This is a genomic window from Enterobacter cloacae complex sp. S3, assembly GCF_014930495.1.
GTDB lineage: Bacteria > Pseudomonadota > Gammaproteobacteria > Enterobacterales > Enterobacteriaceae > Enterobacter > Enterobacter asburiae_B.
Genome location: NZ_JADBRD010000032.1, coordinates 439 through 12,230, shown reverse-complemented (window position 1 = coordinate 12,230; position 11,792 = coordinate 439). Strand labels below are relative to the sequence as shown.

Genomic DNA, 11,792 nt, shown 5'->3' with positions numbered 1-11,792 from the left:
GATATCTGTTGCTGCAAAAACAGGGATAAACCATGTTATCATTGCATATTTCGCAAGGCACGTTTCGTCTTAGCGATACCCGAACGCTGACGATTGCTGATTTGACGATACGCGCGGGTGAAAGCTGGGCGTTTGTCGGCACTAACGGCAGCGGTAAATCCGCGCTGGCCCGCGCGCTGGCCGGCGAGCTCCCCCTCCTCAAGGGCGAATGCCAGGGCGACTTTACGCGCCTGACGCGCCTGTCATTTGAACAATTGCAAAAGCTGGTAAGCGACGAGTGGCAGCGCAATAACACTGATTTACTCAGCCCTGGCGAAGAAGATACCGGCCGTACGACGGCGGAAATTATTCAGGATGAGGTGAAAGATCCCGCCCGCTGTCAGCGTCTGGCAGAACGGTTCGGCATCACCGCCCTGCTCAACCGGCGCTTTAAATACCTTTCAACCGGCGAGACGCGAAAAACGCTGCTTTGCCAGGCGCTGATGAGCGAGCCCGAGCTGCTTATCCTCGACGAACCCTTTGACGGCCTTGACGTGCAGTCCCGTGCGCAGCTGGCGGCCCTGCTGGAGTCGCTTAATCAGCAGGAATATACCCTGGTTTTGGTGCTTAACCGCTTCGATGAAATTCCGGATTTTATTCAGCACGCGGGCGTACTGGCCGACTGTAACCTGACCGAGACCGGTGAAAAAACAGCGCTTCTCAAGCAGGCGCTCATTGCCCAGCTCGCGCACAGTGAACAACTCGACGGAATTACGCTTCCGGAACCTGACGCCCCTTCGGCCCGCCATGCGCTCGATCCCCACCAGCCACGCATCGTGCTGCGGGATGGGATGGTCTCTTATGACGATCGCCCGATCCTTAACCGTCTTAGCTGGACGGTCAATCCCGGCGAGCACTGGCAGATCGTCGGACCTAACGGCGCGGGAAAATCCACGCTGCTGAGCCTGATAACCGGCGATCACCCGCAGGGCTATAGCAACGATCTGACGCTGTTTGGTCGGCGTCGCGGCAGCGGCGAAACCATCTGGGATATTAAAAAACATATCGGCTACGTCAGCAGCAGCCTGCATCTGGATTACCGGGTCAGTACCACGGTACGCAACGCGATCCTTTCCGGGTATTTTGATTCCATCGGTATTTATCAGGCGGTGTCTGACAAACAACACAAGCTCGCCCAGCAGTGGCTGGATATCCTGGGCATGGACAACCGGGTCGCTGACGCACCGTTTCATAGTCTGTCGTGGGGACAGCAGCGTCTGGCCCTGATCGTTCGCGCGCTGGTGAAACACCCTACGCTTCTGATCCTCGACGAACCGCTGCAGGGACTCGATCCGCTGAATCGCCAGCTTATCCGCCGCTTTGTGGACGTGCTGATTAGCGAAGGTGAAACGCAGCTGCTGTTCGTTTCACATCATGCCGAAGATGCCCCCGCCTGCATCACGCATCGCCTGGAGTTTGTGCCGGACGGTGAGGGTTATCGCTACCTTCTCAGTAACGTCGATTAACCGTGGAGGGCTCTGCCCTCCTCTTTTTCAGATAACTTGCATCAATACATGGCTATCTCTTTGATCTAGAATGCACTCAGTCATTGAAAAAGCGAGTGTGAAAACGAGTGTAAACGATTCCACTATTTTATCCCATGTCACACTTTTTGCGTCTCTGTTATGCTATGGTTATTACATACCATAAGCCCAATGGAGCGAAATATGCGAGTTCTGGTAACAGGTGGTAGCGGTTACATAGGTAGTCATACCTGCGTGCAACTGCTGCAAAACGGTCACGACGTCATCATCCTCGACAACCTGTGCAACAGTAAGCGCAGCGTGCTGCCGGTGATTGAACGCCTTGGCGGTAAACAACCGACTTTCGTGGAAGGCGACATCCGCAACGAAGCGCTGATGACCGAGATCCTTCACGACCATGCCATCGAAGCGGTGATCCACTTCGCGGGTCTGAAAGCGGTCGGTGAATCCGTTGCGAAGCCGCTCGAGTATTACGACAATAACGTCAACGGTACTCTGCGTCTCATCTCCGCCATGCGCGCGGCGAACGTCAAAAACTTCATCTTTAGCTCCTCCGCCACCGTCTACGGCGATCAGCCCAAAATCCCTTACGTTGAAAGCTTCCCGACCGGTACACCGCAAAGCCCGTACGGCAAAAGCAAGCTGATGGTGGAACAGATCCTGACCGACCTGCAAAAAGCACAGCCGGAGTGGAGCATCGCCTTACTGCGCTACTTCAACCCGGTCGGCGCGCATCCGTCAGGCGATATGGGGGAAGATCCGCAGGGCATCCCGAACAACCTGATGCCGTATATCGCCCAGGTTGCCGTGGGTCGCCGCGACTCGCTGGCGATTTTTGGCAATGACTATCCGACCGAAGACGGTACCGGCGTGCGCGACTACATCCACGTGATGGATCTGGCCGACGGTCACGTTGCGGCCATGCAGCAGCTGGCCAACAAACCGGGCGTGCATATTTACAACCTCGGCGCCGGGGTCGGCAGCAGCGTGCTGGACGTGGTTAACGCCTTCAGCAAAGCCTGCGGCAAGCCGGTGAACTATCACTTCGCTCCGCGTCGTGATGGCGACCTGCCTGCTTACTGGGCCGATGCCACCAAAGCCGACAAAGAGCTTAACTGGCGTGTGACGCGCACGCTTGATGAAATGGCACAGGATACCTGGCACTGGCAGTCACGCCACCCGCAAGGCTATCCGGACTAAGGATCCGTCATGACGCAATTTAACCCCGTCGATCATCCGCATCGTCGTTTTAACCCGTTAAGCGGGCAATGGATTTTGGTTTCTCCGCATCGCGCCAAGCGCCCCTGGCAGGGCGCGCAGGAGACGCCTGCAAAACAGACGCTGCCACAGCACGACCCGGACTGCTTCCTCTGTCCGGGCAACACGCGCGTCACCGGGGATAAAAACCCGGACTACAAAGGCACCTTCGTGTTCACCAACGATTTTGCCGCGCTGATGACCGACACGCCGGACGCGCCGCAAAGCCACGATCCGCTGATGCGCTGCGAAAGCGCGCGCGGAACCAGCCGCGTGATCTGCTTCTCGCCGGATCACAGCAAAACGCTGCCGGAGCTGAGCGTGGACGCGCTGAAAGAGGTCGTCAGCACCTGGCAGGCGCAAACCGCAGAGCTGGGGCAGAGCTATCCGTGGGTGCAGGTGTTCGAAAACAAAGGCGCGGCCATGGGCTGCTCTAACCCGCACCCGCACGGCCAGATCTGGGCGAACAGCTTCCTGCCTAACGAAGCCGAGCGTGAAGACCGTCTGCAGAAAGCGTATTTTGCTGAAAACGGTTCGCCGATGCTGGTGGACTACACCCAGCGCGAGCTGGCCGACGGCAGCCGCACCGTGGTGGAAACCGAACACTGGCTGGCCGTCGTCCCCTACTGGGCCGCCTGGCCGTTTGAAACGCTGCTGCTGCCGAAAGCGCACGTGCAGCGCATCACCGATCTTAGCGACGCGCAGCGCGACGACCTTGCCCTGGCGCTGAAAAAGCTCACGAGCCGTTACGACAACCTCTTCCAGTGCTCTTTCCCGTACTCCATGGGCTGGCACGGCGCCCCGTTTAACGACGAAGAGAATCAACACTGGCAGCTGCACGCCCATTTCTATCCGCCGCTGCTGCGCTCTGCGACGGTACGTAAATTCATGGTGGGCTATGAAATGCTGGCGGAAACCCAGCGTGACCTGACGGCGGAACAGGCGGCAGAACGTCTGCGTGCCGTTAGCGACGTCCACTATCGCGAATCAGGAGTCTAAAAAAAATGAGTCTGAAAGATAAAACCCAATCCCTGTTTGCTGAGAAATTTGGCTACCCTGCCACCCACGTTATCCAGGCGCCAGGCCGCGTTAACCTGATCGGTGAACACACCGACTATAACGACGGATTCGTGCTGCCGTGCGCCATTGATTACCAGACCGTCATCAGCTGTGCGAAGCGCGACGACCGTAAAGTTCGCGTGATTGCGGCGGATTACGGTAATGAGACGGACGAGTTTTCCCTCGATGCCCCGATTGTGACGCACGACAGCCAGCAGTGGTCTAACTACGTGCGCGGCGTGGTGAAACACCTTCAGAAGCGCAACAAGAACTTTGGCGGTGCGGATTTAGTTATCAGCGGCAACGTGCCGCAGGGTGCGGGCTTAAGCTCCTCTGCGTCGCTGGAAGTCGCGGTTGGTACCGTATTCCAGCAGCTTTATCATCTGCCGCTGGACGGCGCGCAAATCGCCCTGAACGGTCAGGAAGCAGAAAACCAGTTCGTGGGCTGTAACTGCGGCATTATGGACCAGCTGATCTCCGCGCTGGGCAAAAAAGAGCATGCCCTGTTAATTGATTGCCGCTCGCTGGGAACCAAAGCCGTTCCCCTGCCGAAAGGCGCGGCTGTGGTGATCGTCAACAGCAACTTTAAGCGCACGCTGGTGGGCAGCGAATACAACACCCGCCGCCAGCAGTGCGAAACCGGCGCCCGCTTCTTCCAGCAGCCTGCCCTGCGCGACGTGACGCTCAATGAATTTAACAAAGTGGCGCACGAGCTGGATCCGATTGTCGCCAAACGCGTTCGTCACGTGCTGACGGAAAATGCCCGTACCGTTGAAGCCGCGTCCGCGCTGGCGAAAGGTGACCTGAAACGCATGGGTGAGCTGATGGCGGAATCTCACGCCTCCATGCGCGATGATTTTGAAATCACCGTTCCGCAGATCGACACCCTGGTGGACATCGTTAAAGCCACTATCGGCGACAAAGGCGGCGTGCGCATGACGGGCGGCGGTTTTGGCGGCTGCATCGTTGCGCTGGTGCCAGAAGAGCTGGTCCCTGCCGTACAGGATGCCGTGGCGAAGCAGTACGAAGCAAAAACGGGCATCAAAGAAACCTTCTATGTTTGTAAAGCATCACAAGGAGCCGGACAGTGCTAAACGAAACACCTACCCTTGCACCGGATGGTCTGCCGTATCGCCTGTTAACCCTGCGCAACAGCGCGGGGATGGTCGTTACGGTGATGGACTGGGGGGCAACCCTTCTTTCTGCCCGCGTACCGATGCCGGACGGCAGCGTGCGCGAGACCCTGCTCGGCTGCGCCTCGCCTGAGCAGTACATCAATCAGTCCGCCTATCTGGGCGCGTCCGTTGGTCGCTATGCTAACCGCATCGCGAAGAGCCGTTTTGAACTCGACGGCGTGCAGTACACCCTGCTTCCAAGCCAGGGTGAGAACCAGCTGCACGGCGGACCGGACGGGTTTGATAAACGCCGCTGGAAGATTGTTCGTCAAAACGATGGCGAAGTGCTGTTCTCGCTGGATTCGCCTGATGGCGATCAGGGCTTCCCGGGGAACCTTGTCGCGTCCGCGCGCTTTACGCTGACCGACGACAACCGTATCGCCATCGAATACCGTGCGACGGTCGATAAGCCGTGTCCGGTCAATCTGACCAACCACGCGTACTTTAATCTGGACGGTAACCAGTGCGACGTGCGTGAGCACAAGCTGCAGATCCTGGCGGATGCGTATCTGCCGGTTGACGAGATGGGCATTCCGTATCAGGGCCTTAAAGACGTGAGCGGCACCAGCTTTGACTTCCGCAGCGCGAAGTCCATCGCCCAGGATTTCATGAGTGATGACGATCAGCGCAAGGTGAAAGGCTACGATCACGCTTTCCTGCTCCAGGCCAAAGGCGATGTGAAACAGCCTGCCGCGCAGGTCTGGTCTGCGGATGAGAAACTGCAGATGACGGTTTATACCACAGCCCCTGCACTGCAGTTTTACTCAGGCAACTACCTCGGCGGGACGACGGCGCGCGAACACGATGAGTACAGCGACTGGCAAGGCCTGGCGCTGGAGAGCGAGTTCCTGCCGGACAGCCCGAACCATCCGGAATGGCCGCAGCCAGACTGCGTGCTGCGTCCGGGTAAAGAGTACGTGAGCGTGACGGAATATCATTTTATTCCACATTAATATCCAGCCCTCCCTCCGGAGGGCTTTTTTCTGCGCGCCTTGCTGAAAATAGCGCCGATCGCAGACAAAATCATAACCCTGGATTCACAAGCATCTTACACTCAGAGACTATTTTCGCTATGGTTAGGGTTAAGCGTTGCTGGTGGCACAGCCACGGCAATATAATGAGAATTGTTATCATTCTAAAAATGCTTGAGGAGTAAGAGATGGCTATAACTAAGCTGGTCCTGGTGCGTCACGGCGAAAGCCAGTGGAACAACGAAAACCGCTTTACCGGTTGGTACGACGTTGATCTGTCTGAGAAAGGCGTAAGCGAAGCAAAAGCAGCGGGTAAACTGCTGAAGGAAGAAGGCTTCAGCTTTGATTTTGCTTACACCTCTGTGCTGAAACGTGCCATCCACACCCTGTGGAACGTGCTGGACGAACTGGATCAGGCCTGGCTGCCGGTTGAGAAGTCCTGGAAACTGAACGAACGTCACTACGGTGCGCTGCAGGGCCTGAACAAAGCGGAAACCGCTGAGAAATATGGCGATGAGCAGGTTAAACAGTGGCGTCGCGGCTTCGCAATCACTCCACCAGAACTGACCAAAGATGACGAGCGTTACCCGGGCCACGACCCGCGCTACGCGAAGCTGACCGACGCTGAGCTGCCAACCACCGAAAGCCTGGCGCTGACCATCGACCGCGTTGTGCCTTACTGGAACGAAACCATTCTGCCACGCCTGAAAAGCGGCGAGCGCGTGATTGTCGCTGCTCACGGTAACTCCCTGCGTGCGCTGGTGAAATACCTGGACAACATGGGTGAAGACGAAATCCTCGAACTGAACATCCCAACCGGCGTACCGCTGGTGTATGAGTTCGACGAAAACTTCAAGCCAATCAAACACTACTATCTGGGTAACGCAGAAGAGATCGCGGCGAAAGCAGCGGCTGTCGCGAACCAGGGTAAAGCGAAGTAACTTTCGCAAGGCATAAAAAAAAGCGCGGAGCCTTCCGCGCTTTTTTATTTGTGCCTGAGAATTCAGCCGCGGCGCGCTTTTACCGCATTCGCCAGCTGACGCAGGATGGTATCGGTATCGTCCCAGCCAATGCAGGCATCGGTGACGCTTTTGCCATACACCAGCGGCTCGCTGCCTTCCAGGTTCTGGTTACCTTCAACCAGATGGCTTTCGATCATTACCCCAATCACCGCCTTCTCACCGCCGGCAATCTGCTGGCAGACGTCTGCACCCACTTCCATCTGCTTTTTAAACTGCTTGCTGGAGTTGGCATGGCTGAAATCGATCATCACCTGCGGTGGCAGCCCGGCTTTTTCCAGCCCGACCTTCACTTCCGCCACGTGTTTCGCACTGTAGTTTGGCTCTTTGCCGCCGCGCAGAATGATATGGCAGTCACCGTTACCGCTGGTGTTAACGATGGCGGAATGGCCCCATTTGGTCACGGACAGGAAGCAGTGCGGCGCGCCTGCTGCGTTGATGGCGTCGATAGCCACCTTAATGGTGCCGTCAGTGCCGTTTTTGAAACCCACCGGGCAAGAAAGACCGGACGCCAGCTCGCGGTGAACCTGAGATTCGGTTGTGCGGGCACCAATTGCGCCCCAGCTCATCAGGTCTGCCAGATATTGTGGCGTAATCATGTCGAGGAATTCACCGGCCGCAGGCAGGCCGCTGTCGTTGATCTCCAGCAGCAGCTTGCGCGCAATGCGCAGACCGTCGTTGATCTGGAAGCTGTTGTCCATATGCGGATCGTTAATCAGCCCTTTCCAGCCCACGGTGGTACGCGGTTTTTCAAAATAGACACGCATCACGATTTCCAGCTCGTCCTTCAGCTCTTCACGGAGGGTGAGCAGACGGGCAGCGTACTCTTTCGCAGCTGCAGGATCGTGAATGGAGCACGGACCAATCACCACCAGAAGACGATCGTCATTACCTTTCAGGATCTTATGGATCGCTTTACGAGCATGAGAAACCGTGTTTGCGGCATTTTCAGTGGCGGGGAATTTCTCAAGGAGCGCTACAGGAGGTAATAACTCATTGATCTCTTTAATGCGTAAATCGTCGTTCTGATAATTCATTTTCTTTCCAGCTCTGCCATATCTTTTGTAATGAAAGCAATCCTTTCAATCTATCTTGTCGACCAGGAAGTGTAAACACGGTTTTACACTTCACGCAGATAATTCCTGGAATTCGCCTAAAAATCGCCACAAAATAGCGAAAAACGAGATCTAACCTAAGCTTTTTAACTGTAACAACCAATTTTACACGCTTAAACGCGATTCCCTACTGACGTAAGTCCGTAAGGCGGAATCTTTCGCCTCAGAAAAAGATGCACTGTTGGAGAATGTTATCCAGCGTAACGACAAGAACAGGAGCACCATGATGAAAATGACAAAACTGGCAACCCTCTTCCTGACCGCCACACTTACTCTGGCAAGCGGCAGCGTCCTGGCCGCGGAAACGGGCACATCAGACAGCAACGGTGATGCGAATGCCGCTGCGGCAGCAGGCCAGCCCGCACCTGATGCGAAACAGAATATCGCCCCGAATAATGTCGACAACAGCCAGATTAATACCGGCAACACCAACACCGGCGGCACCATGCTGCATCCCAACGGCAGCGGTTCCGGCACCATGAATCATGACAATATGAGCTCGGACGAGGTTCATAAGAACTCAATGTGCAAGGACGGCAAATGCCCTGACCCTAATGACAAAGTAGGGAACGATGCGAATACCAAAACCGATGGCACCACCCAGTAACGGGGGTGTTCGGTAAGAAAAAGGAGAGCTCTGGCTCTCCTTTCTTTTTGGAGTAACCTATTAAAAACGCTACACTAAAAACAATAACATATCAGGAAAGCAGACATGGCTCACTCCCATTCCCATTCACCCTCTCCCGGCAACGACAACGCTAAACGACTGATGCTGGCCTTTGGCGTTACCGCAACGTTTATGATTATCGAGGTCATTGGCGGCCTGATTTCCGGCTCTCTGGCGCTACTGGCCGATGCCGGACACATGCTGACCGATGCCGCAGCGCTGCTCTTCGCCCTGCTGGCGGTGCAGTTTGCGCGTCGTCCTCCCAATGCGCGCCATACCTTCGGCTGGCTGAGGCTGACAACCCTCGCCGCGTTTGTTAACGCTATTGCGCTGGTGGTCATTACCGTTCTTATCGTCTGGGAGGCCGTACAGCGATTCAGACACCCGCAGCCGATCGCCGGGGCGACAATGATGGTGATTGCCGTGGCGGGGCTGCTGGCGAATATCCTCGCCTTCTGGATTTTGCACCGCGGCAGCGGGGAAAAGAACCTCAACGTGCGCGCTGCGGCTCTGCATGTTCTGGGTGATTTGCTCGGCTCAGTCGGGGCGATTGTCGCCGCGCTGGTGATCCTCTACACCGGCTGGACGCCTGTCGATCCGATTCTGTCCGTGCTGGTGTCGTGTCTGGTCTTGCGCAGCGCCTGGCGATTGCTGAAGGAGAGCGTGAATGAACTGCTTGAAGGGGCACCGGCATCTATGGATATTGACGAGCTGAAGCGCAACCTGCGCCGTTCAGTCCCGGAAGTCCGCAATGTTCATCACGTGCACGTCTGGCTGGTGGGGGAAAAACCGGTCATGACGCTGCACGTTCAGGTGATCCCGCCTCACGACCACGATGCGCTGCTTGAACGCATCCAGCATTTTCTTGAACATCACTACGAAATTGGCCACGCCACCATCCAGATGGAGTATCAGCCCTGTAACGGGCCGGACTGCCACCTTAACGAGGCGCAGTCCGGACATTCACATCAGCATCACCACTAGCTGGAAAGCGCGTGAGAACCCCGCTCACGCGCGCTCTTAATCCACATCCGGCTGCCGTTCAGCGCGATGAAGGTCAGCAGCAGATATTCCATCGACATCGCATAGACGCCCTGCAGGGCGAAGATTGCCACGCTGATCACGTTGATGATGACCCACAGCAGCCAGTTCTCAACGTATTTACGGGTCATCAGGATCATCGCCGCAATCGACAGCACCATCATGCAGGAATCCCAGAACGGGAAGGCATCCGGCTGGAGCTCGGGCATCGTCACGTTCAGGCCGAAACCGGACATGACCGAAACGGCAACGCGGGTCAGGAACGCAAACACCGGGTTGATATAGACGGTCATTAAACCAATGGCGACCACGCAGGCGACAAACCAGGCGATGGCTTTCGGCAATGGAAGCCAGCGGATCTGCAGTTCTGCCTCCTGCTGGCTGTTCTGACGCGACCACGCGTACCAGCCGTAAATATTGGCGGCGAAGAAGAACAGCTGCAAAAGCAGGCTGGCGTACAGCTGGATCTGGAAGAAGATAATCGCAAACAGCGTAACGTTAATCAGCCCGAACGCGTAGTTGCTGATCTTCTCCAGGCTTGCCAGCCAGATACAGAGTAATCCCGCCAGCGTGCCAATGGCCTCAATCCATGACAGGTCATAGCCACCTGCACCAATCGGTATATGAACCAGAATGTTCTGCGTGCTAAAAAAATCCATCTTTTCCCCGGGGCGTTTTGAATTAAGTACGTAGTGTAGCCGCAAAATCCAGCATGCGGTTAAGCGGAATTAACGCACCTTCACGCAGGGCGGCATCCACATGGATTTCATGTGCTGCCCCGCTCGTCTCTAGCCCTTCGGCAATGGCCTTCAGGCCGTTCATCGCCATCCACGGGCAATGCGCACAGCTGCGGCACGTTGCGCCCTCACCTGCCGTTGGCGCTTCAAGGAGCTCTTTCTCCGGCACGGCCTGCTGCATCTTGTAGAAGATACCGCGATCGGTTGCCACAATGAGCTGTCTGTTAGGCAGCGTTCTGGCCGCGTTGATAAGCTGGCTGGTTGAGCCCACGGCGTCCGCCATGTCGACAATCGACTGCGGTGATTCAGGGTGAACAAGAATCGCGGCGTCAGGATAAAGTGCCTTCATGCGCGCCAGCGCCTGAGTTTTGAATTCGTCGTGCACAATGCAGGCACCCTGCCAGCAGAGAACGTCAGCCCCCGTCTGCTTCTGGACATAATTTCCAAGATGGCGGTCAGGCGCCCAGATAATTTTCTCGCCCAGGCTATCCAGATGTTCAATCAGCTCAACGGCGATGCTGGAGGTGACAACCCAGTCTGCCCGCGCTTTTACCGCCGCAGAGGTGTTGGCGTAAACCACCACGGTCCGGTCGGGGTGGGCGTCACAGAAGGCCGTGAATTCGTCAATCGGGCAGCCGAGATCCAGTGAACACTCCGCATTAAGCGTCGGCATCAGAATGGTTTTTTCAGGGCTCAGGATCTTTGCCGTTTCGCCCATAAAACGCACGCCAGCAACCAGCAGCGTGGAAGCAGGATGTTTTGCACCGAAGCGTGCCATCTCCAGTGAGTCAGAAATACAGCCCCCGGTCTCTTCCGCCAGCTGCTGAATTTCCGGGTCGGTGTAGTAATGGGCCACCATCACCGCATCTCGTTCTTTGAGAAGACGTTTGATCTTCTCACGGTAGAATTGCTTTTCGTCCTGGCTCAGCGGGACAGGCTTTGGCGGAAACGGATAGATTGCGGCTTCAGGATCAAACATCACACTCATTATGGCTTCTCGTTTTACGGGCTTAACAATATTGCCTTTCTTTTGCATGACATAGCAAAACGCATGGCAATTGTGTTTTGTATACTAAACAAGATAGCGAATATGAGAGGAAAAGTCACCGGAAATAGGTGCGGATAGCATTTGTCGGCTGGCGGATTCGCCTTGCCCGACCTGCACAGACGGCAGATAGCAAAAAGGCGCCTTTAGGGCGCCTTTCTACACTGGTGGGTCGTGCAGGAT

Annotated in this window: 11 protein-coding genes; 8 read left to right on the top strand and 3 right to left on the bottom strand. The window is 56.1% G+C overall.

All coding sequences use genetic code 11. The features are described 5' to 3' along the window. Nucleotides 1-32 precede the first annotated feature (32 nt). The 6 genes from modF (at nucleotide 33) to gpmA (ending at nucleotide 6,926) form a co-directional block, all read left to right on the top strand. Nucleotides 33-1,505 (top strand): molybdate ABC transporter ATP-binding protein ModF, encoded by a 1,473-nt coding sequence (gene modF / locus IM317_RS18335; RefSeq protein WP_033144963.1) that lies wholly within the window; start codon nucleotides 33-35, stop codon nucleotides 1,503-1,505. A 201-nt stretch (nucleotides 1,506-1,706) separates the two neighbouring features. Further along, nucleotides 1,707-2,723, top strand: coding sequence for a UDP-glucose 4-epimerase GalE (gene galE / locus IM317_RS18330; protein WP_023334950.1), 1,017 nt, complete (start codon nucleotides 1,707-1,709; stop codon nucleotides 2,721-2,723). Nucleotides 2,724-2,732: 9 nt separating this feature from the next. After that, nucleotides 2,733-3,779 carry a galactose-1-phosphate uridylyltransferase gene (gene galT / locus IM317_RS18325; RefSeq protein ID WP_033144962.1) on the top strand — a complete coding sequence of 349 codons (1,047 nt, stop codon included), beginning with the start codon at nucleotides 2,733-2,735 and terminating at the stop codon, nucleotides 3,777-3,779. A gap of 5 nt (nucleotides 3,780-3,784) precedes the next feature. Further along, complete coding sequence (gene galK / locus IM317_RS18320) at nucleotides 3,785-4,933, top strand: galactokinase (RefSeq protein ID WP_033144961.1); 1,149 nt, start codon at nucleotides 3,785-3,787, stop codon at nucleotides 4,931-4,933. Next, a complete protein-coding gene (gene galM, locus IM317_RS18315; RefSeq protein ID WP_033144960.1) occupies nucleotides 4,927-5,967 on the top strand; it encodes a galactose-1-epimerase in 1,041 nt (346 codons plus the stop codon). The genes galK and galM overlap by 7 nt, the downstream gene beginning before the upstream one ends. Nucleotides 5,968-6,173: 206 nt before the next feature. Then, nucleotides 6,174-6,926, top strand: coding sequence for a 2,3-diphosphoglycerate-dependent phosphoglycerate mutase (gene gpmA, locus IM317_RS18310; protein WP_033144959.1), 753 nt, complete (start codon nucleotides 6,174-6,176; stop codon nucleotides 6,924-6,926). 62 nt (nucleotides 6,927-6,988) lie between these two features. Here gpmA and aroG read toward each other — a convergent pair whose 3' ends face one another. Next, the gene (gene aroG, locus IM317_RS18305; protein ID WP_024908788.1) at nucleotides 6,989-8,041 is read right to left on the bottom strand and encodes a 3-deoxy-7-phosphoheptulonate synthase AroG; all 1,053 of its coding nucleotides are present in this window, start codon (nucleotides 8,039-8,041) and stop codon (nucleotides 6,989-6,991) included. A 304-nt stretch (nucleotides 8,042-8,345) separates the two neighbouring features. Between aroG and IM317_RS18300 the strand changes: the two genes are divergently transcribed. Continuing rightward, nucleotides 8,346-8,726 carry a protein YbgS gene (locus IM317_RS18300; RefSeq protein ID WP_032661161.1) on the top strand — a complete coding sequence of 127 codons (381 nt, stop codon included), beginning with the start codon at nucleotides 8,346-8,348 and terminating at the stop codon, nucleotides 8,724-8,726. A gap of 105 nt (nucleotides 8,727-8,831) precedes the next feature. After that, nucleotides 8,832-9,770, top strand: coding sequence for a CDF family zinc transporter ZitB (zitB, locus tag IM317_RS18295; protein WP_033144958.1), 939 nt, complete (start codon nucleotides 8,832-8,834; stop codon nucleotides 9,768-9,770). Here the strand turns inward: zitB and pnuC are convergent. Together pnuC and nadA are read right to left on the bottom strand one after the other, a co-directional pair. Beyond that, on the bottom strand, nucleotides 9,767-10,486 hold the full coding sequence (gene pnuC / locus IM317_RS18290) for a nicotinamide riboside transporter PnuC (protein ID WP_033144957.1): 720 nt from the start codon (nucleotides 10,484-10,486) through the stop codon (nucleotides 9,767-9,769). The genes zitB and pnuC overlap by 4 nt on opposite strands. A gap of 22 nt (nucleotides 10,487-10,508) precedes the next feature. Beyond that, nucleotides 10,509-11,552, bottom strand: a complete 1,044-nt coding sequence (gene nadA / locus IM317_RS18285) for a quinolinate synthase NadA (RefSeq protein ID WP_033144956.1) — start codon at nucleotides 11,550-11,552, stop codon at nucleotides 10,509-10,511. Between the last annotated feature and the right edge of the window lie 240 nt (nucleotides 11,553-11,792).

Excerpts from the sequence above, each read along its gene's own strand:
- modF (WP_033144963.1), top strand. The coding sequence starts at position 33 with ATGTTATCATTGCATATTTCGCAAGGCACGTTTCGTCTTAGCGATACC.
- galE (WP_023334950.1), top strand. The coding sequence starts at position 1,707 with ATGCGAGTTCTGGTAACAGGTGGTAGCGGTTACATAGGTAGTCATACC.
- galT (WP_033144962.1), top strand. The coding sequence starts at position 2,733 with ATGACGCAATTTAACCCCGTCGATCATCCGCATCGTCGTTTTAACCCG.
- galK (WP_033144961.1), top strand. The coding sequence starts at position 3,785 with ATGAGTCTGAAAGATAAAACCCAATCCCTGTTTGCTGAGAAATTTGGC.
- gpmA (WP_033144959.1), top strand. The coding sequence starts at position 6,174 with ATGGCTATAACTAAGCTGGTCCTGGTGCGTCACGGCGAAAGCCAGTGG.
- aroG (WP_024908788.1), bottom strand. The coding sequence starts at position 8,041 with ATGAATTATCAGAACGACGATTTACGCATTAAAGAGATCAATGAGTTA.
- IM317_RS18300 (WP_032661161.1), top strand. The coding sequence starts at position 8,346 with ATGAAAATGACAAAACTGGCAACCCTCTTCCTGACCGCCACACTTACT.
- zitB (WP_033144958.1), top strand. The coding sequence starts at position 8,832 with ATGGCTCACTCCCATTCCCATTCACCCTCTCCCGGCAACGACAACGCT.
- pnuC (WP_033144957.1), bottom strand. The coding sequence starts at position 10,486 with ATGGATTTTTTTAGCACGCAGAACATTCTGGTTCATATACCGATTGGT.
- nadA (WP_033144956.1), bottom strand. The coding sequence starts at position 11,552 with ATGAGTGTGATGTTTGATCCTGAAGCCGCAATCTATCCGTTTCCGCCA.